This is a genomic window from Jannaschia sp. Os4, assembly GCF_016820245.1.
Classification (GTDB): Bacteria; Pseudomonadota; Alphaproteobacteria; order Rhodobacterales; family Rhodobacteraceae; genus Jannaschia.
The window spans coordinates 235413-259881 of the sequence record NZ_JAFCAR010000001.1 but is presented as its reverse complement, the minus strand read 5'-3'; the positions used below and the strand labels follow the sequence as shown (position 1 = coordinate 259881).

General features: G+C 74.1%; 25 protein-coding genes and 2 tRNA genes. 8 read left to right on the top strand and 19 right to left on the bottom strand.

Going from position 1 to position 24469, the window contains the following annotated elements:
* Nucleotides 1-85: 85 nt before the first annotated feature.
* On the bottom strand, nt 86-211 hold the full coding sequence (ykgO, locus tag JQC91_RS01290) for a type B 50S ribosomal protein L36 (RefSeq protein ID WP_010141322.1): 126 nt from the start codon (nt 209-211) through the stop codon (nt 86-88).
* A 157-nt stretch (nt 212-368) separates the two neighbouring features.
* A tRNA-Val gene (locus JQC91_RS01285) sits at nt 369-443 on the bottom strand.
* Nucleotides 444-592: 149 nt separating this feature from the next.
* On the opposite strand from JQC91_RS01285, the gene JQC91_RS01280 reads away from it, so the two are divergent.
* Nucleotides 593-1456 carry an N-formylglutamate amidohydrolase gene (locus tag JQC91_RS01280; RefSeq protein WP_203284964.1) on the top strand — a complete coding sequence of 288 codons (864 nt, stop codon included), beginning with the start codon at nt 593-595 and terminating at the stop codon, nt 1454-1456.
* A 4-nt stretch (nt 1457-1460) separates the two neighbouring features.
* On the opposite strand, the gene JQC91_RS01275 is transcribed toward JQC91_RS01280, so the two are convergent.
* Nucleotides 1461-2720, bottom strand: coding sequence for a DNA polymerase IV (locus JQC91_RS01275; RefSeq protein WP_203284963.1), 1260 nt, complete (start codon nt 2718-2720; stop codon nt 1461-1463).
* Between the two features lie 138 nt (nt 2721-2858).
* Here JQC91_RS01275 and JQC91_RS01270 point away from each other — a divergent pair, with 138 nt between their 5' ends.
* From JQC91_RS01270 to JQC91_RS01260, 3 genes are all read left to right on the top strand, one after another.
* On the top strand, nt 2859-3041 hold the full coding sequence (locus JQC91_RS01270; protein ID WP_203284962.1) for a hypothetical protein: 183 nt from the start codon (nt 2859-2861) through the stop codon (nt 3039-3041).
* Nucleotides 3042-3123: 82 nt separating this feature from the next.
* On the top strand, nt 3124-3285 hold the full coding sequence (locus JQC91_RS01265) for a hypothetical protein (protein WP_203284961.1): 162 nt from the start codon (nt 3124-3126) through the stop codon (nt 3283-3285).
* A gap of 69 nt (nt 3286-3354) precedes the next feature.
* Nucleotides 3355-3666: a hypothetical protein gene (locus JQC91_RS01260; RefSeq protein ID WP_203284960.1), complete on the top strand. Its 312-nt coding sequence runs from the start codon at nt 3355-3357 to the stop codon at nt 3664-3666.
* Here the strand turns inward: JQC91_RS01260 and pyrF are convergent.
* The 6 genes from pyrF to tsaD form a co-directional block, all read right to left on the bottom strand.
* A complete protein-coding gene (pyrF, locus tag JQC91_RS01255; RefSeq protein WP_203284959.1) occupies nt 3663-4358 on the bottom strand; it encodes an orotidine-5'-phosphate decarboxylase in 696 nt (231 codons plus the stop codon). The genes JQC91_RS01260 and pyrF overlap by 4 nt on opposite strands.
* A 132-nt stretch (nt 4359-4490) precedes the next feature.
* On the bottom strand, nt 4491-6047 hold the full coding sequence (locus tag JQC91_RS18080; RefSeq protein WP_203284958.1) for a calcium-binding protein: 1557 nt from the start codon (nt 6045-6047) through the stop codon (nt 4491-4493).
* 108 nt (nt 6048-6155) lie between these two features.
* Entirely contained in the window at nt 6156-6575 is a 420-nt protein-coding gene (locus JQC91_RS01245; RefSeq protein WP_203284957.1) for an EVE domain-containing protein, read from the bottom strand.
* A complete protein-coding gene (locus tag JQC91_RS01240) occupies nt 6575-6847 on the bottom strand; it encodes a YciI family protein (protein WP_203284956.1) in 273 nt (90 codons plus the stop codon). Before JQC91_RS01240 ends, JQC91_RS01245 begins: the two co-directional genes overlap by 1 nt.
* Nucleotides 6848-6851: 4 nt before the next feature.
* The gene (locus tag JQC91_RS01235) at nt 6852-7811 is read right to left on the bottom strand and encodes an NAD(P)H-dependent glycerol-3-phosphate dehydrogenase (protein ID WP_343069880.1); all 960 of its coding nucleotides are present in this window, start codon (nt 7809-7811) and stop codon (nt 6852-6854) included.
* Nucleotides 7808-8863 (bottom strand): tRNA (adenosine(37)-N6)-threonylcarbamoyltransferase complex transferase subunit TsaD, encoded by a 1056-nt coding sequence (tsaD, locus tag JQC91_RS01230; RefSeq protein WP_203284955.1) that lies wholly within the window; start codon nt 8861-8863, stop codon nt 7808-7810. The genes JQC91_RS01235 and tsaD overlap by 4 nt, the downstream gene beginning before the upstream one ends.
* 44 nt (nt 8864-8907) lie before the next feature.
* On the opposite strand from tsaD, the gene JQC91_RS01225 reads away from it, so the two are divergent.
* The 4 genes from JQC91_RS01225 (at nt 8908) to JQC91_RS01210 (ending at nt 13011) form a co-directional block, all read left to right on the top strand.
* Nucleotides 8908-9585: a uroporphyrinogen-III synthase gene (locus tag JQC91_RS01225; protein WP_203284954.1), complete on the top strand. Its 678-nt coding sequence runs from the start codon at nt 8908-8910 to the stop codon at nt 9583-9585.
* Nucleotides 9586-9654: 69 nt separating this feature from the next.
* Entirely contained in the window at nt 9655-11217 is a 1563-nt protein-coding gene (locus JQC91_RS01220; RefSeq protein WP_203284953.1) for a hypothetical protein, read from the top strand.
* A 1-nt stretch (nt 11218) separates the two neighbouring features.
* On the top strand, nt 11219-12856 hold the full coding sequence (locus tag JQC91_RS01215; RefSeq protein ID WP_203284952.1) for a heme biosynthesis HemY N-terminal domain-containing protein: 1638 nt from the start codon (nt 11219-11221) through the stop codon (nt 12854-12856).
* A gap of 79 nt (nt 12857-12935) precedes the next feature.
* A tRNA-Thr gene (locus JQC91_RS01210) sits at nt 12936-13011 on the top strand.
* 73 nt (nt 13012-13084) lie between these two features.
* Here the strand turns inward: JQC91_RS01210 and JQC91_RS01205 are convergent.
* From JQC91_RS01205 to JQC91_RS01160, 10 genes are all read right to left on the bottom strand, one after another.
* Nucleotides 13085-14521 (bottom strand): mannitol dehydrogenase family protein, encoded by a 1437-nt coding sequence (locus JQC91_RS01205; RefSeq protein ID WP_238941239.1) that lies wholly within the window; start codon nt 14519-14521, stop codon nt 13085-13087.
* Nucleotides 14518-15261, bottom strand: a complete 744-nt coding sequence (locus tag JQC91_RS01200; protein WP_203284951.1) for an L-iditol 2-dehydrogenase — start codon at nt 15259-15261, stop codon at nt 14518-14520. The genes JQC91_RS01205 and JQC91_RS01200 overlap by 4 nt, the downstream gene beginning before the upstream one ends.
* On the bottom strand, nt 15258-16256 hold the full coding sequence (locus tag JQC91_RS01195) for an ABC transporter ATP-binding protein (RefSeq protein ID WP_203284950.1): 999 nt from the start codon (nt 16254-16256) through the stop codon (nt 15258-15260). The genes JQC91_RS01200 and JQC91_RS01195 overlap by 4 nt, the downstream gene beginning before the upstream one ends.
* Nucleotides 16256-17086, bottom strand: a complete 831-nt coding sequence (locus JQC91_RS01190) for a carbohydrate ABC transporter permease (protein WP_203284949.1) — start codon at nt 17084-17086, stop codon at nt 16256-16258. Before JQC91_RS01190 ends, JQC91_RS01195 begins: the two co-directional genes overlap by 1 nt.
* Before the next feature lie 24 nt (nt 17087-17110).
* Nucleotides 17111-17977 carry a sugar ABC transporter permease gene (locus JQC91_RS01185; protein ID WP_203284948.1) on the bottom strand — a complete coding sequence of 289 codons (867 nt, stop codon included), beginning with the start codon at nt 17975-17977 and terminating at the stop codon, nt 17111-17113.
* Nucleotides 17978-18110: 133 nt separating this feature from the next.
* Nucleotides 18111-19418, bottom strand: a complete 1308-nt coding sequence (locus JQC91_RS01180; protein ID WP_203285486.1) for a sugar ABC transporter substrate-binding protein — start codon at nt 19416-19418, stop codon at nt 18111-18113.
* Nucleotides 19419-19559: 141 nt separating this feature from the next.
* Complete coding sequence (locus tag JQC91_RS01175) at nt 19560-20498, bottom strand: sugar-binding transcriptional regulator (protein WP_203284947.1); 939 nt, start codon at nt 20496-20498, stop codon at nt 19560-19562.
* A gap of 1 nt (nt 20499) precedes the next feature.
* Nucleotides 20500-21162 carry an HAD family phosphatase gene (locus JQC91_RS01170; protein ID WP_203284946.1) on the bottom strand — a complete coding sequence of 221 codons (663 nt, stop codon included), beginning with the start codon at nt 21160-21162 and terminating at the stop codon, nt 20500-20502.
* Nucleotides 21163-21181: 19 nt separating this feature from the next.
* Complete coding sequence (locus tag JQC91_RS01165) at nt 21182-21718, bottom strand: PqiC family protein (RefSeq protein ID WP_203284945.1); 537 nt, start codon at nt 21716-21718, stop codon at nt 21182-21184.
* A gap of 4 nt (nt 21719-21722) precedes the next feature.
* Nucleotides 21723-24467 (bottom strand): MlaD family protein, encoded by a 2745-nt coding sequence (locus tag JQC91_RS01160; RefSeq protein ID WP_203284944.1) that lies wholly within the window; start codon nt 24465-24467, stop codon nt 21723-21725.
* Between the last annotated feature and the right edge of the window lie 2 nt (nt 24468-24469).

Genomic DNA, 24469 nt, shown 5'->3' with positions numbered 1-24469 from the left:
GGGAGGCAAATGGCGACGCGGGTTCCCGGAACGCGAACGGGCCGCCCCGAGGGGCGACCCGTCCGAATTCCGTCTCGCGGCGGTCTCAGCCTTGGCGGGCCTTGAACCGGCGCTGGGTCTTGTTGATCACGTAGACCCGGCCCTTGCGGCGCACGACGCGGCAATCGCGGTGGCGCTGCTTGAGCGAGCGGAGGGAGTTGCGGACCTTCATGGGTCTCTCCTTCGGTCGCGGCGCGGCGATGCGCCTTGGTTGCGTGGCCGTCCCGGGTGGGACGCAGGGCGCTCAGAACCGGACACTTTCCCTTGGAAAGTGCCGGGGCCGGGTCCCCGGTGGAGGGTGCCGACACTTTCCTGCGGAAAGTGCGGCGTGGTGGGCGATACTGGGATCGAACCAGTGACCCCTTCGATGTCAACGAAGTGCTCTACCGCTGAGCTAATCGCCCGCCTTTGCGCGCCCGAGACTGGAACCCCAGCCGCCGGAGGCGCATTGGTGGGCGGGTCCCTAAGCGCTTTGTCGAAGGCCCGCAAGGGGGCTATCGGCCAGCTCCCGCGCCGAGTATTTCATTGACGCCGAGCGGTGGAACCGAGGGACATGACGCGACGCCCGTTCACGCTGACCCGACCCGCCGTGCCGGACACGGCCGTCGTCGTCGCGTCCCCCCATTCCGGCCGAGCCTACGACTGGCACCTGCGCCGCGACAGCGTGCTTGATGACGTGGCGCTGCGCTCCTCCGAGGACGCCTTCGTGGACCTGCTGCTGCAGGACGTGCCGTCGCACGGCGCGCCGCTGCTGGCCGCGGAGGTGCCGCGCGCCTTCGTGGACCTGAACCGCGCCCCGGAGGAGCTGGACCCGGCCTTGGTCCGGGACGTGCCCAAGGGCGGGACCAACCCGCGGGTGTCGTCGGGCCTCGGAGTCATCCCCCGCGTGGTCGCGCAGGGGCGGGCGATCTACTCGGGCAAGATCAGCCGCGAGGAGGCCCGCGCGCGGATCGAGCAGGTCTGGCAGCCCTATCACGACGCCCTGCACCGCCTGATGGACGAGGCCTACGCCCGCGAGGGGCAGGCGATCCTGATCGACGTCCATTCCATGCCCCACGAGGCGATCGCCCACGTCGCCGGGCCGGGCGGGCAGCCGCCGGAGATCGTGCTGGGCGACCGCTTCGGCGCGTCGGCGGCGGGCGAGGTGGTGGACGCGGCCGAGGCGGTGTTCCGCGACCTCGGCTTCCGGGTGGCGCGCAACGCGCCCTTCGCGGGGGCCTACGTGGTGCAGGCCTACGGCGATCCGGCGCGGGGGCGGCATGCCCTGCAGGTCGAGATCGACCGGGCGCTCTACATGGACGAGGCCAAGGTGCGGCGGGGCGCGGCGTTCGATGGGATGCGCCAGCGGATCGGCGAGGCGATGGCGCGCATCTGCGAGATCGGGCGCGCCCATCGCGGTCGGGTCGCGGCGGAGTAGCGTCTCAGCGCAGGGCGCGGCCCTTCACGATGATCCCTTCCCCGAAGCGCGCCCGCAGCGCGTCGGTCGCCCGCTCGGTCTTGGCGCGGGCGGCGGCGCCGGGGTCGAGGAGGTCGTCCGCGCGGTCGGCCCCGGCCTCCGGCCCGATCTCCGACAGGCCGCAGCCCACCAAGCGGAAGGGGCCGGGATCGGGATGGGCGGCCATGAGCGCCACCGCCTCGCGCCAGATGCGGTCGGCGAGCTGCGTGGGCTCGGGCAGCGCGTGGCGGCGGGTGGCGAGCTTGAAGTCGGCGCGCTTAAGCTTGAGCGTGACGGTGCGGCCCGCGAGGCCCTTCGCCTTGGCGCGGTCGGCGACCTGCTCGGCGAGGCGCCACAGGTGCGCCTCCAGCACCGCGCGGTCGGCCACGTCCGCGTGGAGCGTGGTCTCCTTGGAGATCGACTTGACCGCCCGGTCCGGCTTCACGCCCCGGTGGTCGATGCCGCGCGAGAGGTGCCAGAGCCGGTCGCCTTGGCTGCCGAAGCGCTCGATCAGGGCCTTGCGCTCCCACCGCTTGAGGTCGGCCACGGTGCGGATGCCCGCGCGGGCGAGGGACTCGCGCGCGGACGGGCCGATGCCCCAGATGATCCCCACGGGCTTGGGGTCGAGGAACGTCCCGGCCTCGGCCCGCCCGATGATCGAGAAGCCCTGCGGCTTGTCGAGGTCCGAGGCGATCTTGGCGAGGAACTTGTTGGGCGCGAGGCCGACCGAGCCGGTGATCCCCAACTCGCGCTCCATCCGGTCCACGAGCCGGGCGAGCATCACGGCCGGGGGCTGGCCGTGGAGGCGCGCGGTGCCCGACAGGTCGAGGAACGCCTCGTCCAGCGAGAGCGGCTCGATGGCGGGGGTCATCTCCTCCATCATGGCGCGGATCGCCTTGGAGACCTCGACGTAGAGGGACATGCGGCCCTTGAGGACCACGGCGTCGGGGCACAGGCGCAGCGCCTGGAACATCGGCATGGCGGAGCGGACGCCGCGCAGGCGGGCGACGTAGCAGGCCGTCGAGACCACGCCGCGCCGCCCGCCGCCGATGATGACGGGGCGGTCGGCGAGGGACGGGTCGTCGCGCTTCTCGACGCTGGCGTAGAAGGCGTCGCAGTCCATGTGCGCGATGGAGAGGTCCCAGAGTTCCGGATGGGCCGTGACGCGCGGGCTGCGGCACGCGGGGCAGCGGACCGCGGCGGGCGCGTCGAAGGCGTGGAGGCAGGCGCGGCAGAGGGCGGGCATGGGAGGGACGTGATACCCGCTCCGGCGCGCGGGGGGAACGGTCCTGCATTCCCGCAAGGGCGCTTGGCCACGCCGGACGGGCAACCGCCCGCGGCAGCGGGACGTTCCCATGCGAACCCTCCGACACGGAGCCGCCCCATGTCCCCCACGCCCCCCGACCGGACGCGCCCGAGACGACCGGCCCCGCATCGGGGCAGCGGGATGCGAACCGTGGCGGGGATCGTCTGCCTCGCGCTCGGGACCGTGTGGCTGACCGCGCAGGCCACCCCGGTCCTCGGCGGGCTCGACGCCGAGATCGAGGCGGTCTTCGTCCGCGACTGACGGCGGGTCGGGGCCGCGGGCGGGGAACGCGCGCCCTCGTGCCGCGTTCGCCCCGCGACACGCGCGACCCCCGGAGGCCTCCATGACAGATTCCCGTCCGCCCGCCCGCAGCCGCCGCGGCGGCGTGGCCATCTGGATCGGCGTCGGCCTGATCGCGCTGCTCGCCCTCGCCCTCTTCGGCTTCGCCGTCCCCGACCGGGAGGTGCCGGAGGCGGACGAGGCGATCCTCCTCGACGACGGCTGATTCGGGCGGCGGGGCGGAACCGCCGCTTCCGGCGCGGGTTCCCGGTCCACCTGCAAACGGAGCGTCCCGATGACCCATGCCGATACCGGCGCGGCCCCGCCGCGCACGCCGCGCGATCCCGTCGCGGCCTCGCCCACGCCCGACATCGCCGCCTCGCGCAGCGCGGGGGCCGTGGTCTCCCCCGCCGAGCCCGCGCCCGTCGAGGGCCGGATCAATGGGCATGACAGCTATCCGCAGGCCCGCCGCCGCACGCCGCTCCTGCTCGTCGCCTTGGCGGCGGTGATCGGTGCGCTGCTGCTGTTCTGGCTGCTCGGCGCGGCGGGCGACGACGTCGCGCGCGTCGGGGCGACGGCCCCCGCCGCCGTGGTCGCGACCGACTAGCGCGCGGGCAGCGCGTCGAGGATGGCGCGCGCCGCCCCGGCGGGGTTCGGGGCCCCGTGGATCGGACGGCCCACCACGACGTGATCGGCCCCCGCCGCGATCGCCGCCCCGGGGGTCGCGACCCGCTTCTGGTCCCCCACGGCCGCCCCGGCCGGCCGGACGCCGGGGGTCACGATGAGGCGGCCCGCCGCCTGCGGCAGCGCCCGTATCGCCGCCGCCTCCCACGGGGAGGCGATGACTCCGTCCGCGCCCGCCTCGAGCGCCCGCGCGGCGCGCCCCACCACGATGTCGGCCACGTCGCCCGGCGCGATCATCGCGGCGTCGAGGTCGGCGCGGTCCAGCGAGGTGAGGATCGTGACGGCGAGGATCTTGGTGTCGCCCTTGGCCTGCGCGGCGGCGGCCACGACCTGCGGGTCTCCGTGGACCGTGAGGAAGTCGTGCCCGAACCGCGCGAGGCCGCGCACCGCCGCCTCGACGGTGGCCCCGATGTCGAAGAGCTTGAGGTCGACGAAGGTGCGCTTGCCGCGCTCGTCCTTCAGCTCGTTCGCGAGCGCGAGGCCCCCGCCGGTGAGCAGGCCCAGCCCCACCTTGTAGAAGCCGCAGGCGTCACCGATGCGCTCGGCCAGCGCGAGCCCCGTCAGGGCATCGGGCACGTCCAGCGCCACGATCAGGCGGTCGTCGGTCTGGGTCATGGGGGCCTCCGCTCGGGTCGGGCGGGGGTTAGGCCCGCCCGGGCGCGCGGGCAAGGGCCGCGCGGGCGGGGCCGGACGTGCGGACGCCCGCCCCGGAGGGGGCGGGCGTCGCGGTCGCGCCGGACCGGGAGGTCAGGCGGCGGTGGTCTCGTCGTTGGCCGCGAGCATCGCGCCGCCGTCGGCGGCGGCCTCCGCGGCCTCGCCGTCCACGACGACGGCCTCCTCGACCTCCTCGCCCTCTTCCTCGGCAGGATCGGCCGGATCGGCGCCGCCCTCAGCCGGATCCTCGCCCTCGACGGGGGCCTCGCCCTCGCCCTCGGGGGCGCCCGGCTCCTCCGGCTCGGGCCGGTCGTAGGTCGCCTCGGAGCCCTCGGTCACGGACAGGTCATCCACCGAAAGGCCCGCCCCGCCGGTGACGCGGGCCACGATCGCCCCGTCGACGCGGATCACGGCGTCGTCGTCGTCGTCCTCGACGGTCACCTCGGCGCCCGTCGCGACCGCCAGCTCGATCGTGTCCTCCTCGGCGAGGTCTGTGATCGTCGCCGCCTGCGCCGGGTCGGCCCCGAAGAGGCGGAACGTGTCGGCGCCCTCGCCGCCGGTCAGCACGTCGCCGGTGGCCCCCACGAGCGTATCGTCGCCCGCGCCGCCCTCCAGCGTGTCGGAGAACAGCTCCAGCACGTCAGGGTCGTTGCCCCCGCCCGCGCTGTTGGCGCCGTTAAGCAGGTCGTCGCCGTCGTTGCCTTGCAGCGAGTCCGACCCGAAGCCGCCGTTGACGTCGTCGTCGCCGTCGCCCGCCACGACGAGGTCGTCGCCGCCGCCGGCGAAGATCGTGTCGTCGCCCGCGGGCCCGGTCGCGCCCTCCTCGCCCGGCGCGACGCTGTCGTCGCCCCAGATCGTGTCGTCGCCGGTCGCGCCCGTCATCAGGTCGCTGCCGCCGCCGCCGAACATGAGGTCGTCGCCGAAGCCCGCCTGCACGGTGTCGTCGCCCGCGCCGCCGAAGGCCGTGTCGTCGCCCGTGCCGCCGTTGACCACGTCGTCGCCGCCGGAGCCGGCCACGAGGTCGTCGCCCGTGCCGCCGAACAGGCGGTCGTCGCCCGTCCCGCCGACGGCGTTGTCGTCGCCGTCGCCGCCGAGCAGGAGGTCCGCGCCGTCGCCGCCGCGCAGCACGTCGTTGCCGTTGCCGCCGAGCAGCTCGTCGTCGCCGCCCGCGCCGTTGAGCACGTCGCGCGCCTCGTTGCCGAGCAGCCGATCGTCGTCGCGCCCGCCGTCGAGCGTGTCCTGCCCGGCACCGCCGCGCAGGAGGTCCGCGCCGTCGAAGCCGATCAGGACGTCGGCGCCCGCGCCGCCGTTGATCTCGTCGTCGCCCGCCCCGCCGAGCGCGCGGTCGTCGCCCTCGCCGCCCAGCAGCAGGTCGTCGCCCTCGCGTCCGCGCAGGGTGTCGTCGCCGTCCGCGCCGTCGAGGGTGTCCGCCCCGAGCCCGCCGTCGATCAGGTCGCCCTCGGCGCCGCCCGTGAGCACGTCGTCCCCGTCCGTGCCGGCGAGGTCCGGCGTCTCCTCGACCTCGTCGGGCGCGTCGTCGCGGTCGTTGTCGTCGTCATCGTCGCCGCCGCCGCTGAAGAGGCTGACGAGCAGGGCGCCCACACCCAGGAAGAGGAGCCCTTCGAGGGCGAGTGCGGCACCGAAATCCATGAGACGAATCCTTCCATCGCGTCGGAGGACGCTCCCCCGGTCGGGCCGACCTGTGAACGAAACGTTAATCCAGTCAAGGAAACGATGCTTTTCCGCGGAGGCGCGGCGTCAGCCTCCGCCGCCCCCCAACGCGTTGACGACGGACCATTCCTCCGGCCCGACCGGCTGCACGGACAGGCGCGGCTGGCGCAGCAGGGCCATCCCGGCGAGGGCGGGCGTGGCCTTGATCGCGGCCAAGGTCACGGGGGAGGCAAGCGGATGCAGCGCGCGGATGTCCACGCACGTCCACCGCGGGTCGTCGGCGGTCGAATCGGGATGAGCCTCGGCGATCACCTCGACGACGCCCACGATCTCGCGCGCCTTGCCCGAGTGGTAGAAGAAGCCGAGGTCGCCCACCGCCATCTCGCGCATGACGTTGCGGGCCTGGTGGTTGCGGACCCCGTCCCATTCCTCGCCCGCGTCGCCACGGGCGACCTGCTGGTCCCACGACCACGTCTCGGGCTCCGACTTGAAGAGCCAGTGCCGCATCAGCCGATCACCCGGTTCCACGTCTCGATCCGCACGTCGGCGAACAGGCCCGCCCGGGCGTAGGGGTCGGCGGCGGCGAAGGCCTCGACGTGGGCGCGGTCGGCGGTGGCGAACACGATGATCGAGCCGGCCATGTCGCCGGCGGCGTTCACGGTCGGGCCGGCCTGCACCACGTGGGGATCGGCCCTCAGGTGGGCGAGATGCGCCTCGCGGTTGTCGAGCCGGGTCTGAAGCGCGCCGTCGCGGTCGGTGCAGATGAGGACGGTCAGCATGGGGTCACTCCGTGGTCAGGTCGCGGGACAGCAGCGCGTCGACCGCGCCGCCGATGGTCGTGGTGCCGTCGAGCAGGGCGGCGGTGGCGCGGGCCACGGGCATCTCGACCCCGTGGCGCGCGGCGAGGTCGAGCGCGGCGCGCACGGTGTGGACGCCCTCGGTGGTGGCGTCGGGCGGCGGCGCGCCCCGCCCGAGCGCGAGGCCGGCGGCGAAGTTGCGCGACTGCGGGCTGGCGCAGGTCAGCGCGAGGTCGCCCAAGCCCGACAGGCCGGACAGGGTGCGCGGGTCGGCCCCCAGTGCCGCCGCCAGCCGCGCGGTCTCGGCCATGCCGCGGGTCATGAGCGCGGCGCGCGCGCTCTCGCCCAAGCCCGCGCCGATGGCCGCGCCGCAGGCGATCGCGGTGACGTTCTTGAGCGCCCCGCCCAACTCGACGCCGACGACGTCGTCGGTCCGGTAGAGGCGCAGGGCAGGGGTGGAGAGCAGATCCTGCACGTCCGCGGCGTCCCGCATCCCGAGGGTCAGCGCGGTGGGCAGGCCGCGCGCGACGTCGGCGGCGAAGGACGGGCCGGAGAGGATGCCGACGCGGGCGCGGGGCAGGGCCTCGGCGAGGATGGCGGTCGCGCCGCGCAGGGTGCCGGTCTCGAGGCCCTTGCAGGCGGCGACGGCGGTGGCGGGATCGATCCGCAGGCGCGCCAGCGTCGGCGCGAGCGCCTGCATCGGGACGGCGAGGACCGTGCAGCCAGTCGAGGCCGGGTCTGCCGCCTCGTCGAGATCCGCCACGCAGCGGATGCGGTCGGGCAGATCGACGTCCGGCAGGCGGGGCAGGCGGCGGGTGCGCTGGGCCGCGCGCATCGCCGCCGCGTCGCGGCCCCAGAGCGTCACGTCGCGCCCGGCCCCGGCCCACGCGACGGAGAGCGCCGCGCCGAACGCGCCCGCGCCGATCACGGCGATCCGCCCGCTCACGCCTTGGCCCCCCGCTTGCCGCTGCCGAGCATGGGGCGCGCGGCGCCGTCCAGCGGCCAGCGCGGGCGGGCGGGGAAGTCGAGCGGGTCGGGCGCCGCGCCGGCGCGGCGCGCCTCGATCCCCGCCCAGGCGATCATCGCCGCGTTGTCGGTGCAGAGCGGCAGGGGCGGGGCGAGGAAGGCCGCGCCGGCCTGCGCCGCGACGCCCTCGAGCGCCGCGCGAAGGGCGGCGTTGGCGGCCACGCCGCCCGCGACGGCGAGATGGGCGACGGGATGGGCGGAGAGCGCCCGGCGGGTCTTCTCGGCCAGCACCTCGGCCACGGCGGCTTGGAACGAGGCGCAGAGGTCGGCGCGGGCGTGGCGGGGCAGGGCGCCCTCCACCAGCGCCTCGTCGCGGGCGCGGAGCACGGCGGTCTTGAGGCCGGAGAACGAGAGGTCGAGGCCGGGGCGGTCGAGGAGAGGGCGGGGCAGGGGGATGGAGGCGGTGCCCCGCGCCGCCTCGCGCTCGACCGAGGGGCCGCCGGGCTGCAGGAGGCCGAGGAGGCGGGCGACCTTGTCGAACGCCTCGCCCGGCGCGTCGTCGATGGTGCCGCCGAGGCGATGGAAGGACCGCGGGCCGTCGACGCGGAGGAACTGGCAATGCCCGCCCGACACGAGGAGCACCATGTAGGGAAAGGGGATCCCGTCCGTCAGGCGCGGCGTGAGCGCGTGGCCCGCGAGGTGGTTGACGGCCACGACCGGCGTGCCCGTCGCCGCGGCGATCCCCTTGGCGCACATCGTCCCGGCGAGGACGCCGCCGATCAGGCCCGGCCCGGCGGTCGCGGCGATCAGGTCGAGATCGCGCAGCGCGACGCCAGCCTCGGCCAGCGCGGCCTCGACGGCGAGGTCCACCTTCTCCGCATGGGCGCGGGCCGCGATCTCGGGGACGACGCCGCCAAAGGCCGCGTGCAGCTCCGTCTGACCCATCACCACGTTCGACAGGATGCGGCGGTCGCCCGACACCACGGCGGCGGCGGTGTCGTCGCAACTGCTCTCGATGCCCAAGGCCAACATGGGCAGGCGCTAGCACCCGCCCCGCCCCCATGACAACGTGAGGAATGCCGTCCGTCCTGCTGACCCGCCCCCGCGCCCGCTCCGAGGAGACCGCCGCCGCGCTGGCCGCGCGGGGGGTCGGGCCGGTCGTGGTGGCGCCGTTGATCGAGATCGACCTGCGCCCGGTGCCTCCGGTGGCGGGCGGGCTGCTGCTGACGTCGCGGAACGCGGTGGCGGCGTGGGCCGCCTCGGGCAACGGGACGGCGCGGCCCGCTTGGTGCGTCGGCCCCCGCACGGCCGCCGACGCGCGGGCGGCCGGTCTGGACGTCCGGGGGCACGCCCCCGACGCGGCCGCCTTGGCCGAGGCCGTCCCCGTCGACGCGCCCGCGCTCACCCATCTGCGCGGCGAGGTCGCGCGTGGCGGGCTGGTCGAGCGGCTGCGGGCCCGGGGCCTGCGGGCCGGCGCGGCGGTGGTCTACGGCCAAGCGGCGCGGCCCCTGTCGGCGGAGGGGCGGCGCGCCTTCGGCGGGGCGGTGGTCGCGCCGGTCTACTCGCCGCGCGCCGCCCGCCTGCTGGGCAACGAAATCCCCCCCGCCGCGTTGTCCCACGTGACGCTCCTCGCCATCAGCGCCGAGGCCGCCGCCGCGTGTCCCCCCGCCGCGACCGTCCGCATCGCCGCCCGCCCCGACGGGGCCGCCATGCTCGACGGGATCGAGGCGGCGTGGCGCGAACGGGGCGGTTGAGGGAGGGGGAGGGCCGCTATATCGGGGATTGGACGGTTCGCGCGGCGCGGGCCGGGACGGAGGACGGGCGTGGCGCGCAAGACGACTGGAAGCACGGGCGGCACGGGCCGCTCGACCACACGCAAGGCGAGCGCCGCGAAGGCCGGGACGTCCAAGCCCTCGACGGCGGGCGCTCCGCGCGACGACGGGGCCGTGCCCGAGGCGCCCAAGGTCGAGGATGCCGTGGTGGTCGACGAGACGACGCCCGCGGCCGGGGGCGCCGAGGCGGGCGACGCCACGCTGCCCGTCCCGGCCGACCCGACCCCCGACCCGGTCGAGGCGGGGGCCGAGAAGGCGAGGTCCGAGACCGCGATCCCCATCGCCCCCGAATCGCATCCCGCGCTGGAGTCTCCGGATGCCGTCGCGGCGTCGGCGGACGGGGACGCGGCGAAGGACGACGCGCCGTCCCGGGTCGACGGAGCCACCGCCGCCGCCGCGACCGCGATCCCCGCCGTGGCCGCCGTCCCGGCCGCATCCGAACGGACCGACCGCCCCGTGGAGAAGGTCGTGGAGCGGCGCGGGTCGGGCTTCGTGCCGCTGGTCCTCGGGGGCCTCGTCGCCGGCGGGATCGGATGGGCCGCCGCGACCTTCCTCCCCGCCGACGAGGGCACGGAGGGGCCGGGGGACGCGCGCGTCGCGGCCTTGGAGGCCGAGCTGGCCGCCCTGCGCGCCGACCTCGACGCCGTGCCCGCCGCCGAGGCGCCCGACCTGAGCGCGCTGGAGGCGGCGCAGGCCGACCTCGCGGCCCGGCTCGACGCCCTGCCCGCCGAGGGGGAGGACGGGTTCGATCCGGCCCCGCTGGAGGCGCGCATCGCCGCCTTGGAGGCCGCGCCCGCCGCCGCCGCCGAGGGGGGCGCCGAGCCCGAGGCGGTCGCCGCCCTGCGCGCCGATCTCGATGCGCTCTCCGCCCGGCTCGACGCCGTCGGGCCGCCCGAACTGCCCGAGGAGGTCGCCGCCCTTCCCGCCACCGTCGCGGAGCTGGGCGCGCGCGTGGATGCGCTGCCCGCCCTGCCGGACGGCGTCGCGGACCTGCCCGACCGCGTCGCCGCGGTGGAGGAGCGCGTTGCGGGCCTGCGGGAGGAGGCGCTCGCCAACGCCGCCGCCGCCGAGGCGAGCGCGGCGGACGCCCTGCGCGATCGGCTCGCGCTGGCGGTGAGCACGGGCCGGCCCTACGCGGACGCGCTGGCCGAGATGGAGGCCGCGGCCCCCGAGGCGCTCGCGGCCTTCGCGGAGACGGGGGTGCCCTCGGTCGCGATGCTGCAGGAGCAGTGGGACGACGCGGCGCGCGCCGCCCTCCGCGCCGCCCGCGCCGCCGATCCGGGGGGCGGGGGCGTCGGCGGGTTCCTCCGCGCGCAGCTCGGCGCCCGGTCGCTGGAGCCGCGGACGGGCGACGACCCCGAGGCGGTGCTCAGCCGCGCGAACGCCGCCGTCGCGGCGGGCGAGATCGGGGAGGCCCTGACCGAGATCGAGGCCCTGCCCGAGGCCGCCGCCGCCGAACTGGACGGCTGGACCGCGCAAGCGCGCGCGCGGGTCGCCGCGCTCGCCGCCCTCGACGACTTCGCTTCCCCCGCCGCCAACCAAGAGGGGGAGTGACATGCTCTGGACCCTGTTCAAGATCCTCGCCTTCTTCGCGCTCGTGGCGGTGCTCGCCTTGGGCGCGCGCTGGCTGCTCGCGGCCTCCGGGTCGGTGGTCGTCACGCTGGCGGGCACGGAATACGTCCTGTCCCCGCTGATCGCGCTGCTCGCCCTCGTCGCGCTGATGGTCGGCGCGTGGATCGCGCTGAAGCTCCTGAAGCTGCTCTGGGCCGTGTTCCGCTTCCTCGCGGGCGACGAGACCGCGATTAGCCGCCATTTCGCCCGCTCGCGGGAGCGGCGGGGCTACGACGCCTTGAGCGACGCGATGATCGCGCTCGCGGCGGGCGAGCCGCGCGAGGCGATGGCCAAGGCGGACAAGGCCGAGAAGCTGCTGAACCGGCCCGAGGTCACCACGCTGATGGTGGCGCAGGCGCACGAGGCGGCGGGCGACGTCCCGAAGGCGCGCGAGAAGTGGAAGCAGCTCGTCGAGAACGACAGGACGCGGTTCGTGGGCATCCGCGGCCTCCTGCGCGAGGAGCTCGACGCGGGCCGCACCGACACGGCGATGAAGCTGGCGGAGAAGGCGTTCGCGCTGAAGCCCGGCCATGTCGAGACCCAGGACACGCTGATCCGGATGCAGGCGCGTGAGGGCGACTGGGCCGGCGCCCGGCGCGTGCTGACGGCCAAGCTGAAGTCCGGGGTGCTGCCGAAGGACGTCTACAAGCGGCGCGAGGCGGTGCTGACGCTGGCGGACGCGCGCGAGCGGCTGGCGGCGGGCGAGACGGACAAGGCCCGCGCCGAGGCGCTGGAGGCGAACCGCCTGTCGCCCGAGCTCGTGCCGGCGGCGGTGCTCGCGGCGCGGATGCTGATCGAGACCGGGGAGGGGCGGCGCGCGTCGAAGGTGCTGCGCACCGCGTGGGCCAAGACGCACCACCCCGACCTCGCCGCGGCCTACGCGGACATCGAGCCCGGCGAGACGCCGCAGGCCCGGATCAAGCGGTTCGGCGCGCTGCTCAAGCTGGACCCCTCGGCGCCGGAGAGCCGGATGCTCGACACGGAGCTGCACCTCGCCGCCGAGGACTTCCCCGGCGCGCGCCGGGCGCTCGGCAGCACGCACGAGACGCACCCCTCCGCCCGCGCCCTGTCGCTGATGGCGGCGATCGAGAAGGGCGAGGGCGCGCCGGAGAACGTGGTGCGGGCCTGGCTGACCAAGGCGCTGTCGGCGTCGCGCGGCCCGCAGTGGGTGTGCGACAACTGCGGGACGGTGCACGGGCACTGGGTGCCGGTCTGCACCAACTGCGAGGCGTTCGACTCGCTGGGCTGGACCGAGGCGCGCGTGACGCAGGATGCGGTTCCGGCGCTCGCGCCCGAGATGATGCCGTTGCTGACCGCCGCGGAGGAGCCGTCGGCGCCGGTCGTCGCCGAGGCCAAGGCCGAGGCCCTTCCCGGTCCCTCCGTCGCGCCCGCGCCGCGACCGGCGGTGCCGCTGCCCGCGACGCACAGGGCACCGGAGCCGCCGAGGCCGATGGACCCGAAGGTCGTGGGCACGACGGCCGACGTCGACGCCAAGGAGGGGTTCGAGACGCTTCCCGCCGGGGACAGCCCGCCCGCGCCGCAGGACGAGACGCCCACCACGGCGGGCACCTCGCGCAGCTGAGCCCGCAACGTCGGGGGCCGGTCGATTTGGGGCTGGCCCCCGGCGCGGGGCCTCGCTAAACGGCGCGGGCGCGTGGCTTGCCGCTGTAGCTCAGCTGGTAGAGCACGTCATTCGTAATGATGGGGTCGGGGGTTCGAGTCCCTTCAGCGGCACCACGCGCGTTTCCAGACGGACCGGCAAGACGATGGCCCCGCTCCCGCGGGCGGGTCCGGTCGTCGCGGTCGCGGGTCAGGCGGCGTAGGCGCGGATCGCGGCGCGGGGGCCGTCGCGGTCGAGCGTGGCGCAGGCCGACGCGAAGGCCTCCGCGAAGGGCGCCGCGGCGCCGAGGTCGCCGAACACCTCCTCCAGCGCGAGGAAGGCCGCCGGATCGTGCCGTGCCGCGTCGCGCAGCATCCCGGCCTTGGGATCCTCCAGCGGCTCGGCGGTCGCGCAGTGGGCGCGCCACAGGGCCACCTCCAGCGCGAGGCCGTCGACGGGGGCGTCCGCCGCGAGGCGGTCGCGCAGCGTCGGCAGGACGAACTGCGGCTGCCGCCCCGAGCCGTCGAAGCAGAGCCGGGGCACCGTGTCGCCCACGCGGGCGTTGGCGAAGCGGTCGAGGCAGGTGTCGAGATAGGCGTGGGGGTCCACGCCGGGGATCGGGGCCAGCGTCGGGATCGCCTCGCGCGCGATGAGGGCGCGGACCCATGCGCGGATGTCGGCGTCGGCCATCGCGTCGTGGACCATGTGGTGGCCCAGCAGGGCCGCCGGGTAGGCGAGCGCCGCGTGGCCCGCGTTGAGGACGCGCAGCTTCATCAGCTCGTAGGGCACGACGTCGTCCACGAACTCGACGCCCACGGCCTCCAGCGCGGGGCGGCCGGCGGCGAAGTCGTCCTCCAGCACCCACTGGCGGAACGGCTCGCACACGACGGGGGCGGCATCGGCCACGCCGAAGGTCTCGGAGACCATCGCGCGCACCGCGTCGTCGGTCGCGGGCGTGATGCAGTCGACCATGCCGTTGGGCGTCGAGACCCCGTCGAGGAGGTCCGCCTCGCCCCGCATCCGCGCCAGCCCCTCGAGGGCTTGGCGCGCAGCGTGGCCGTTGCCCTGCAGGTTGTCGCAGGACATCACCGTGAACGGCCCGTGCCCGGCGGCCCGGCGGGCGCGCAGGGCGGCGAGGATCATGCCGAAGACGGTCTTGGGCGCGTCGCCGGCGGCGTCGGCCACGATCTCCGGGTGGCCCTCGTCGAAGGCCCCCTCCGCGTCGGTGAAGTAGCCGCCCTCGGTCACGGTGAGCGAGACGATGCGGATCGCCGGGTCGGCCATCGCGGCCACGGTGGCGGCGGGGTCCACGGGCGCGAAGCCGGTCATCGGGGCGATGACGCGCGCATCGAGGGCCGACGGCTCGAGCTCGACCACGGTGGTCATCCAGTCCTGCGCGGCGAGCCGCTCGCGCATGGCGGCGTCGCCGGGCCGGACGCCCGCCCCGACGATGCCCCAGTCGTGGTCGCGGCCCATGTCGAAGAGACGGTCGAGATAGACGCCCATGTGGGCGCGGTGGAAGTTGCCGACGCCGACGTGGACGATGCCGGGGGTCAGCGCGGCGGGGTCGTGGGCGGGACGGGCGACGCCCTCGGGCAGTCGGTCCAGCGTCCCGCGGGACGGGCGGATGGGGGCGTGATCCTTCATGCGAGCCAGTTTCCTCCGTCGACGCCGTAGGTCTGGCCGACGACGTAGTCCGCCGCCGGCGAGGCGAGGAACAGCGCCATCGGCACGAGGTCGTCCGCCGTGCCCATGCGCCCGGCGGGGACGGCGGCCCCGACCTCGCGCTTCTTCTGGCCGACGGGCTTGCCCTCGTGCCGGGCGAAGAGCGCGTCGACGCCGTCCCAATGCTCCCCGTCGACCACGCCCGGCGCGATGGCGTTCACGTTGATGCCGTGCCGGATGAGGTCGAGGCCGGTGGACTGGGTCAGCGAGATGATCGCCGCCTTCGTCGCGCAGTAGACCGCGACGAGCGGCTCGCCCCGGCGGCCGGCTTGGGACGCCATGTTGACGACGTAGCCGCGCGACCCGCGCTCGATCATGGAGCGGGCGGCGGACTGCAGCGTGAAGAGGGCGCCGGTCACGTTGACGGCCACGAGGCGGTCGTAGGTGGCGCGGTCGATCTCGACCGTCGGGGAGGCGTGGAACAGGGCGGCGTTGTTGACGAGCACGTCAGGCCGCGCGGCCGCGACGGCGGCGTCGATGGAGGACTGGTCGGTCACGTCCATCGCCAGCGCGTGGCCCCCGATCTCGGCGGCTTGGCGCTCCGGGGCCTCGAGGTCGCCGAGCCAGACCGTGGCCCCCGCCGCGGCGAAGGCGCGCGCGAAGGCCAGCCCGATGCCGCGGGCGGCGCCGGTGATCAGGACGGACTGCCCGTCCCGGTTCACAGGCGCAGGCCGTCCGCGCCGAACTTGTGCATCCGGGACAGGTCCGGCGTCAGCCGCACGGTGTCGCCGTGGCGCACGGGGACGTCGCCCGCTTGGCGCACGGTGATCGTCTCGGCGAGGCCGGTGCCGTGGACGTGGACGAAGGTGTCCGAGCCCAAGTGCTCGGCCACGCCCACGGTGCCCTGCCACGGTCCGTCCTGCGTGACGGTGAGGTGCTCGGGACGGATGCCGATGGTGGCCGCGCCGTGCTGCTCGGCCTCGGCGCCGGAGATAAGGTTCATCGTCGGAGAGCCGATGAAGCCCGCCACGAACAGGTTGCGCGGGTTGTGGTAGAGGTCGAGGGGCGAACCCACCTGCTCGATCACGCCCGCGCGCAGCACGACGATCTTGTCGGCCATGGTCATGGCCTCGACCTGGTCGTGGGTGACGTAGATCATCGTGGTGGCGAGCTGCTTGTGCAGTTCCCCGATCTCCATCCGCATCCCGACCCGGAGGGCCGCGTCGAGGTTGGACAGCGGCTCGTCGAAGAGGAACGCCTCGGGCTCGCGCACGATGGCGCGGCCGATGGCGACGCGCTGGCGCTGGCCGCCCGACAGCTGGCCGGGGCGCCGGTCGAGGTAGTCCGTCAGGTTGAGCGCGGCGGCGGCCTTCTTGATGCGCGCGTCCTGCTCGGCTTGGTCCACGCCCGCCATCTTCATCGGGAACGCGATGTTCTTGCGGACCGACATGTGCGGGTAGAGCGCGTAGGACTGGAACACCATGGCGAGGCCGCGCTTGGCCGGCGCCACGTCGGTCACGTCGCGCCCGTCGATCTCGATGTGGCCCGAGGACACGTCCTCCAGCCCCGCGATGAGGCGGAGGAGGGTGGACTTGCCGCAGCCCGAGGGGCCGACGAACACGGCGAACTCGCCGTCCTCGATGGTCAGGTCCAAGGGCGGGATGACCTGCGTCTCGCCGAAGGACTTGGTGACTTGGTTCAGCGTGATCTGGCCCATTACTTGACTGCTCCGAAGGTGAGGCCCCGAACGAGCTGCTTCTGGGAGAACCAGCCGAGGACGAGGATCGGCGCGATGGCCATGGTGGAGGCCGCCGAGAGCTTGGCGAAGAACAGGCCCTCGGGGCTGGAGTAGGAGGCAATGAAGGCGGTGAGCGGCGCAGCGTTCACGGCCGTAAGGTTCAGCGTCCAGAACGCCTCGTTCCACGCGAGGATGAAGTTCAGGAGCAGCGTCGAGGCGATGCCCGGCACGGCCATCGGCGTCAGGACGTGGACGATCTCGTCCTTGAGCGTGGCGCCGTCCATGCGCGACGCCTCGAGGATCTCGCCCGGGATCTCGCGGAAGTAGGTGTAGAGCATCCACACGATGATCGGCAGGTTGATCAGCATCAGGATGAAGACGAGCGCCGCGCGGTTGTCGAGCACGCCCAGCTGGATGCAGATCAGGTAGATCGGGTAGAGCACGCCCACCGCCGGAAGCATCTTGGTCGAGAGCATCCAGAGAAGGATGTCCTTGGTCCGCTTGGTCGGCTGGAACGCCATCGCCCACGCGGCGGGCACCGCGATCAGCACGCCGAGGACGGTGGAGCCGCCCGCGATGATCACGGAGTTCCACAGAAAGCGCATGTAGTTCGAGCGCTCCTGCACCACGCCGTAGTTCTCCAAGGTCCAGTCGAAGAACAGGAAGGAGGGCGGGGCGGCGATGGCCTCGGCCTCGGTCTTGAACGAGGTCAGGATCGTCCAGAGGATCGGGAAGAACAGGATCAGCCCGATGATCCATGCGAGGATCGTCCAGCCGAAGCGGGAGCGGTTGGAGGCGGCGCGGGCCATCAGGCGGCTCCTTTGCGGTCGGCGTCACGCATCGAGGTTCTTCCCCACGATCCGCATCAGGAAGATCGCGACGATGTTGGCGAGGATGACGGCGAGGATGCCGCCAGCGGACCCGAGGCCGACGTTCTGGCTCTCCAGCACGCGCTGGAACACGAGGTAGGTCAGCGTCCGGGTTCCGAACGAGCCTTGGGTCGTCACGAAGATCTCGGCGAAGATGCCCAGCAGGAAGATCGTCTGGATCAGGATCACGATGGTGATCGCCCGGCCGAGGTGGGGCAGGATGATGTACCAGAACCGCTTGAGCGCGGGCGCGCCGTCCATCTCGGCGGCCTCCAGCTGCTCGCCGTCGAGCGACTGGATCGCCGTCAGCAGGATCAGCGTCGCGAAGGGCAGCCACTGCCACGAGACGATCAGGATGATCGACAGCAGCGGCGTCTCGACCAACCAGTCGTGCGGCGTCGCCCCGAAGAAGCGCCAGACGTGGGACAGGACCCCGTTCACCGGATCCATCATCATGTTCTTCCACGCTAGCGCCGACACGGTGGGCATGACGAAGAAGGGCGAGATCACGAGGATGCGGACGATGCCCTGCCCGAAGATCGGCTTGTCGAGCAGCAGCGCGATCAGGATGCCGAGCACGACCGTGATCGCGAGGATCGAGCCGACCATGACGAGCGTGGTCGTGACCGAGTCCCAGAAGGCCGAGGACGACACGAACCGCTCGTAGTTGTCGAAGCCGATCCACGGCTCGAACACGTTCCGCAGCGGGCGGTAGTCCGCGAACGAGAAGTAAAGCGTCATGATCAGCGGGACGAGCATCCAGCCGAGCAGGAGCGTGACGGCCGGGGCCATCATGAATCGGGCGGCGGTGCGGGACGCTTTGGTCGCCATGTGGTCGCTCCGTGTTCGGTGGAGGCGGGGATCGCTGGACGCGGAGGCGGTGCGATGGGCACCGCTTGCGGATCAAGCGTTCGGGGGTGGGGCACCCCGCACAGGGGTGCCCCGATCTCTCAGGTGGGGCGGCTCAGTAGCCGGCCGCCTCCATCTCCTCGACGGCGATGGCCTGCGCCTTCTCCAGCGCTTCCTCGACCGACTGCTGGCCGGCGTAGGCGGCCGACAGCTCTTGGCTCACTTGGGACCACATGCCCGCCCACTCCGGGATCGCGGCGAACTGGACGCCCACGTAGGGCACCGGCTCGACGGTCGGGTTGTTCGGGTCAGCCGACAGGATCGAGTCGAGCGTCATCTGCGCGAAGGGCACCGACTGGTAGTCGGGGTTGTCGTAGAGCGACTGGCGCGCGCCCGGGGGCACGTTGGCCCAGCCCTCATTCTCGGCGACCAGCTCGATGTACTCCTTCGAGGTGGCCCACTCGATGAACTCCTTCGCGGCGTCCGCCTTCTGGGTGCCGGCGGGGATGCCGAGCGCCCAGGCCCAGAGCCAGTTGGCGTTCTTGCCGAGGCCGGTGTTCGGCGCGAGCGCGAAGCCGACCGAGTCCGCGACTTGGCTGTCGTCGGGGTTGGTCACGAAGGACGCCGCCACGGTGGCGTCGATCCACATGCCGCACTTGCCCTGCTGGAACAGGTTCAGGTTCTCGTTGAACCCGTTGGTCGCGTAGCCCGGAGGGCCGTAGGCGTCCATCATGTCCTTGAAGAAGTTGACCGTCTCGGCCCACTCGGGGGAGTCGAGCTGCGGGTCCCAGTTCTCGTCGAACACGCGGGCGCCGAACGAGTTGGCCATTGCGGTGATGAACGCACCGCCCTCGCCCCAGCCGGCCTTGCCGCGCAGGCAGATGCCGTACTGCTCGGCGTCGCGGTCGGTCATGGCGGCGGCGGCGTCGCGCACCTGCTCCCAGGTCGGGGAGTCGGGCATCTCGACGCCGGCGGCCTCGATCAGGTCCGTGCGGTACATGATCATGGACGATTCGCCGTAGAACGGCGCGGCGTAGAGCGTGCCGTCATGCGACAGGCCGCCGGCCATGGCGGGCAGGATGTCGTCGACGTCGTACTCGTCCGACAGGTCGTCCAGCGGCACCAGCCAGCCGTTCGCGCCCCAGATCGGGGCCTCGTACATGCCGATGGTCATGATGTCGAACTGGCCACCGTTGGTGGTGATGTCCGTCGTCACGCGCTGGCGGAGGACGTTCTCCTCGAGGGTGACCCACTCGACCTGGTGGCCGGTCTCCTCGGTGAACTGGTCCGTGTAGCCCTGCATCCGGATCATGTCGCCGTTGTTCACGGTCGCGATCGTCAGGGTGGTGGCGTGGCCGTCGGCCAGCGCGGCGCCGGCCGTGCCGACGAGCGCCGTCGCCCCGAGAAGGGCGCGGATGGTCATTGTCATTGGTATCCTCCCAGCGGTGGGCATATGCCCTCCAAGTGGGCAATGGCTCACATATCGAGGCGCCGAGGTCAAGCGGGTGATGCGCGGGCCATGCCGGATCTCGCCTTTGCGCCGACGCCGCGGCCCGAAACGTTTTCAACCCTCTAGGAGGCTCGACGCGGTCGCCTCGTCGGTGATGATCCCGTCCGCGAGCCGTCCCCTCAGGGCGCCCCGCAGGCCGGCCACCTTGTCCTGCCCGACCGCGATCACGGTCGTGGGCCTGTCCGAGTCGGGCTCCAGCGGGGCGGCCGTGATGCGCTCGGGGAGGTCGCCGCCGAGCAAGGCGCCGTCGGCGTCGAACGGATGGCCCGTGATCTCGCCCACCGCGCCCTGCGCCGTGAGGGCCGCCACCTCGGCGGGGCTGGCGAAGCCGTCCGCGACCATGGGGGCCTTCGGCCCGACGCTGGCGAGCCCGACGAACACCGCGTCCGCCCGCGCGCAGAGCGCGAGGGTCGAGGCGACGGGCGCCTGCGCGTGGAGCATCGCCCGCTCCTCGGGGTCGGAGGCGAAGACGGGCAGGGCCATCGGGTAGTGGCGCGCCCCGACCCGCTCGGCCAAGCGCCCCGTCGCGCCGAAGGGCGAGGCCGAGCCGTCGCGCATCATGTCGCCGAGCAGCGAGACGATCCGGTGTTGCGGGCGCTCCATCCGGTCGACCTGCTCGACGGCGGCGACGACGGTCCGGCCCGTGCCGAGGGCGAGGATGCGCGGCTCCTCCTCGGCCAGCACGCGCTCGATCTCCACGGCGGCGGCGGCGGCCACCCCCGACAGGAGGCCCGGCGCGTCGGGATCGGAGGGCACGACCTCCGCCAGCCGCAGGCCCCAGCGGTCGCGCAGCGCGGCGCCGAGCTCCATGCAGCGTGCGATGGGATGGTCGAGCCGGACCTTCACAAGCCCCGCGCCGGCCGCTTGGCTCACGAGGCGCTGCGCCTTCTGGCGGGAGACCCCGAGGTTGCGCGCGATCTCGTCCTGCGTCCGCCCCGCGACGTAGTAGAGCCAGCCCGCGCGGGCGGCGTCGTCGAGGCGGGGGTCGGTCATCCTAGTCCTCCAGCAGGGCGGGGCAGAGGTCGCAGAGGCCCTCCCACGAGGTCAAGGTGCCGACGGAGGGCGCGGGGCCGTCCCAGTCGCGCCCGGCGTGATGGCCCCCGCCGAGATACAGGACCGAGGGGATGCCCGCCGCCGCGGCCGCCATCAGCCCCGGCGCGCTGTCCTCGATCACGAGGCACCGCTCCGGCGGGACGCCGCCCCGCTGGGCCGCGAGGAGGAACAGGTCCGGCGCGGGCTTGCCCCGCGGCACCTCGGACGCGGTGTCCACCCGCCCCTCGAACCGCTCCGCCAGCCCCGCGATGCGCAGCGCGGTGGCGGCCCGCAGCGGGGTGGAGGAGGTCGCGACCCGGGACGGGGCGCGCAGCCGGTCGAGCATCGCCGCCACGCCGGGCGTCGCCCGCAGCCCGTCCTCGAAGGCGGCGAAGAGGCGGGCGCGGTAGCGCGCCTCGAAGTCGGCGGGCAGGAGGTCGCCATGGCTCGCGCGCAGCCCCTCCGCGACCTTGACGAAGGACCGCCCGAGGAAGTCGCGCCGCACCCGGTCCGCGTCGATGCGGATCCCGCAGGCGGCCAGTTCCGCGATCAGCGCGGCCCCGGAGAGCGGCTCGCTGTCCACGAGCACGCCGTCGAGGTCGAAGAGGACGAGGTCGACACGCATGGGGGCGGGCGTCGCGCGGCTATAGGTCGCCCGCGATCTTGAGCGCGAGCTCCGCCCAGACCACCTCGTGCGCGGCGGTGATCCCGACGAAGCCCGGCACGGTGATCGGGGCCGAGAGGTCGAACCGCCCCAGCCGGTCGCGCCCCGTCTCCGATGCGATGGCGTAGATGCCCGACAGGCGCACGCGCCCGTCGGCCCCCGCGTACATGTCCTCGACGAAGACGCTCAGCTCGGCGTCGGGGAACCCCGAGAGCGGCCACGGCGCGGGGGCGACCTTGGCGCTGGTGATGGCGTTCAGGTTGCGCAGCAGCGAGGCGGCCAAGGCGCGGTCGGGCAGGTCGGCCCAGACGTTGTCGGCGTCCGCGATGATCGAGCCGTCGGGCTGCTGCACCGCGATCTCCTGCACGGAGGCGTATTCGGGGACGGAGACGTCCTCGATCATGACCGTGCGGGCCGAGACGCCCACCCGCTCCTGCGACGTCACGGGGGGCGGCACGTATTGCAGCGTGTCGCCGCATCCGGCGAGCGCCACGCAGAGGGCGAGGATACGGCGCATGGGGCTACCTTCCGAAGATGAGGGCGTTGGGGTTGCGTTCGAGCGTGCGGGCCAGCTTCTCGATCTCCTCCGCCGCCGACGCCACGGCGTCGAGCGTGGCGATCAGGTCGGTCGAGAAGCGCGAGCCGTCCGAGTAGGTCGTGAGCAGCGCGCCCGCGTTGTTCGACAGCGCCGACAGGCGGGTCAGAAGGTCAGGCAGGTTCTGGGCCGCGATGTCCACGCTGCGCGCCGCGCCCGAGGCCGAGGCGAGGGTGGAGTTCAGGTTGTCGAGCGTCGGCCCGGTGCGGACGCTCTCGACGAGCAGCCGGATCTCCTCCAGCGTGTCGACCAGCGCGGGCGGCACGTCGTCGGCCTCGTCCGAGGAGATGAAGGCGTCCGCGCTGTCGAGGAACTGCGTCGCCGAGGCGATCAGCCCCTCCAGCTCCAGCGCCTGCGCCTTGGCGGTCAGGCCCTGCAGGTCCTTGGTCAGGACCGTCACCTCGTCGAGGACCCGGCCCGCCTGCTCGGTGAGCAGCGGCACCTCGGCGGCGCCCTCGGCGACGGCGGCGGCGGCGCGCTGGGCATCCTGCAGGGTCGCGGTCAGCGCCTGCGCGGCGCCCTCGGCGTTGAGCTGGGCCGCGATGTCCGCCGTCTCGGCGGCGGTGGCGGCGAGGTCGGCCAGCAGCGCGTCGAGCGCCGGGTCGGAGACCAGCTCGTCCACCCCCTGGAGTGCGCCGCGCGCGGCCGCGGGCAGGGCGGCCGTGTCGGGGTCGGCGAGGATCGCCTCGGCGGCGGCGACCGCGTTCTGCAGCGAGTCGCGCAGCGGCCCGAGGTCTGCGGTCCCCTCGGCCACGTTGGCGGCGGCGGACTGCACGTCCGCGAGCGCGTCCGACAGGCGCGCGGCGAGCCCGGCGGCGGCCACCTCCTCGGCGGTGGCCCGCAGGGCGGTCGCCGAGGCCGCGGCATCGGCGAGGATCGTCCGGAGTTCGGGGGCGGTCGTCACCCCCTCGATCCCCGCGAGCGCGGAGCGCGCGACCGAGGGCAGCGCCTGGGCGTCCTCGGAGGAGAGGATGGCGTCGGCGCTGTCGATGGCCGAGCGGGCGGCGGCCGTCAGGTCGGGCAGGTCCACGGTCCCGGCGGCGACGTTGCCCGCCGCCTCGGTCGCCGCCGCCAGCGTCTCGGACAGGCGCTCGGCCACGCGCTGCGCGGCGATCTCGGCCACGATGCCCTGCAGGTCGTCCGCGATGGTACGCACGTCGAGCAGCACGGCGGCCACGTCCGGCGAGGAGACGATCGCGCGCCCGTCGCGCACGAGGCCCTGCGCCTGCTCGACCGTGTCGCGCACCTCGCCGGGCAGGGCGCGGGTGTCGGGGTCGGCGGCGATGCGGTTGAGGTTGTCGAGGAGGTCCGTGGCGGAGCCCATCAGCTCCTCGATCGGCAGGTCGTTGAGCCGCGCGAGGACCCCCTCCGCCGTGTCCGCGAAGGACGAGTTGTCGCCCGCCACAGTCGGGATCAGGGGTGTGTCCGCGATCCCCACCTCGAGGACGGCGGACGGCACCCCCTCCGGTTCCACGAGGTCCACGGCGAGGTCGCCGCCCAAGAGCGAGGTCGACACGAGCTGCGCGCGCATCCCGCCCGCCACGAGGTCGCCGATGTAGTCGATCGCGTCGAGATCCTCGCCGACGACGTCGAGGCCCATCCGGGCGGGCTGGAGCGCCATGCGCACGAGGAGCTGCACCGCCCGCGTGTCGTCGTCGGGGCGGATGTAGCCGGTCACGTCGGTCACGAGGCCCACCCGCACGCCCCGGTAGCGCACCGGCGCCCCGTCCGTGAGCCCCGTCGCGGCGGCGGGGAACAGCGCCGAGACCGCGACCGAGCGCGCGCTGGGCAGCTCGAAGGCGGAGGCGCGGGCGGTGTCCTCGTCGGCGAAGATGTCGAACACGTGCCCGTCCTCGATCGGGCTGCCGCCGGAGACGAGCGTGTCGAAGTTGAGGCCCCCCTCGAGGATGGACGCCAGCGACTGGACCCGCAGCTCGACCCCCGATCCGCCGAGGGTGGCCGACACGCCCGAGACGTCCCAGAACCGCGTCGCGGTGGAGAGCTGCTGGTCGTAGGGCGCGCGCACGAACGCGTCCATCCGCACCTCGGTGCCGTCGCGCGACAGGCGCGGGTTCGACGTCTCGCCGACCTCGATCCCCTTGAACAGGATGGGCGCCCCGGCCTCGAGCCGGTTGGAGTCGCGCGCGCGCAGGACGATCACCGTGCCCTCCGTGTCGGGCGGCACGGTGGGGGCGCGGTCGTCGCCGAGGAAGGCGGTGCGCGGCTCGCCGGCCTGCGCGTCCCACGTGCCCTCGATGTAGATGCCCGACAGGATGGTCGAGAGGCCCGACACGCCGCGCGCCGAGACCTCGGGCTGGACGATCCAGAACGAGGCGTCCTCGTCGAGGAAGGGCGCGATGTCCTTGTTGACCCGGACGTAGACGTTCACGAGCGAGAGGTCGGCCGTGAATCCCACGTCCTCGACCACGCCCACCACCACCTCGCGGTAGCGCAGCGTCGTCTCGCCCGGCGCGATGCCCGCCACGTTGGGGAAGGCGACGGCGATCAGCGTGCCGCGGTCGCGGAACGACTGCCACGCGATGGCGCCCGCGATCACGACCGCCACGATCGGCACGAGCCAGACCGCGCTGACCACGCGGCGCAGGCGCCCGGGCTGGTCGGGCTCCTCGATGCGGGGCTGGTGGGCGGCGGGCGGTGGTGTGTCGGTCATGA

Coding starts and splice junctions, on each gene's coding strand:
- ykgO (WP_010141322.1), bottom strand. CDS start 211: ATGAAGGTCCGCAACTCCCTCCGCTCGCTCAAGCAGCGCCACCGCGAT.
- JQC91_RS01280 (WP_203284964.1), top strand. CDS start 593: ATGACGCGACGCCCGTTCACGCTGACCCGACCCGCCGTGCCGGACACG.
- JQC91_RS01275 (WP_203284963.1), bottom strand. CDS start 2,720: ATGCCCGCCCTCTGCCGCGCCTGCCTCCACGCCTTCGACGCGCCCGCC.
- JQC91_RS01270 (WP_203284962.1), top strand. CDS start 2,859: ATGTCCCCCACGCCCCCCGACCGGACGCGCCCGAGACGACCGGCCCCG.
- JQC91_RS01265 (WP_203284961.1), top strand. CDS start 3,124: ATGACAGATTCCCGTCCGCCCGCCCGCAGCCGCCGCGGCGGCGTGGCC.
- JQC91_RS01260 (WP_203284960.1), top strand. CDS start 3,355: ATGACCCATGCCGATACCGGCGCGGCCCCGCCGCGCACGCCGCGCGAT.
- pyrF (WP_203284959.1), bottom strand. CDS start 4,358: ATGACCCAGACCGACGACCGCCTGATCGTGGCGCTGGACGTGCCCGAT.
- JQC91_RS18080 (WP_203284958.1), bottom strand. CDS start 6,047: ATGGATTTCGGTGCCGCACTCGCCCTCGAAGGGCTCCTCTTCCTGGGT.
- JQC91_RS01245 (WP_203284957.1), bottom strand. CDS start 6,575: ATGCGGCACTGGCTCTTCAAGTCGGAGCCCGAGACGTGGTCGTGGGAC.
- JQC91_RS01240 (WP_203284956.1), bottom strand. CDS start 6,847: ATGCTGACCGTCCTCATCTGCACCGACCGCGACGGCGCGCTTCAGACC.
- tsaD (WP_203284955.1), bottom strand. CDS start 8,863: ATGTTGGCCTTGGGCATCGAGAGCAGTTGCGACGACACCGCCGCCGCC.
- JQC91_RS01225 (WP_203284954.1), top strand. CDS start 8,908: ATGCCGTCCGTCCTGCTGACCCGCCCCCGCGCCCGCTCCGAGGAGACC.
- JQC91_RS01215 (WP_203284952.1), top strand. CDS start 11,219: ATGCTCTGGACCCTGTTCAAGATCCTCGCCTTCTTCGCGCTCGTGGCG.
- JQC91_RS01205 (WP_238941239.1), bottom strand. CDS start 14,521: ATGAAGGATCACGCCCCCATCCGCCCGTCCCGCGGGACGCTGGACCGA.
- JQC91_RS01195 (WP_203284950.1), bottom strand. CDS start 16,256: ATGGGCCAGATCACGCTGAACCAAGTCACCAAGTCCTTCGGCGAGACG.
- JQC91_RS01190 (WP_203284949.1), bottom strand. CDS start 17,086: ATGGCCCGCGCCGCCTCCAACCGCTCCCGCTTCGGCTGGACGATCCTC.
- JQC91_RS01185 (WP_203284948.1), bottom strand. CDS start 17,977: ATGGCGACCAAAGCGTCCCGCACCGCCGCCCGATTCATGATGGCCCCG.
- JQC91_RS01180 (WP_203285486.1), bottom strand. CDS start 19,418: ATGACCATCCGCGCCCTTCTCGGGGCGACGGCGCTCGTCGGCACGGCC.
- JQC91_RS01175 (WP_203284947.1), bottom strand. CDS start 20,498: ATGACCGACCCCCGCCTCGACGACGCCGCCCGCGCGGGCTGGCTCTAC.
- JQC91_RS01170 (WP_203284946.1), bottom strand. CDS start 21,162: ATGCGTGTCGACCTCGTCCTCTTCGACCTCGACGGCGTGCTCGTGGAC.
- JQC91_RS01165 (WP_203284945.1), bottom strand. CDS start 21,718: ATGCGCCGTATCCTCGCCCTCTGCGTGGCGCTCGCCGGATGCGGCGAC.
- JQC91_RS01160 (WP_203284944.1), bottom strand. CDS start 24,467: ATGACCGACACACCACCGCCCGCCGCCCACCAGCCCCGCATCGAGGAG.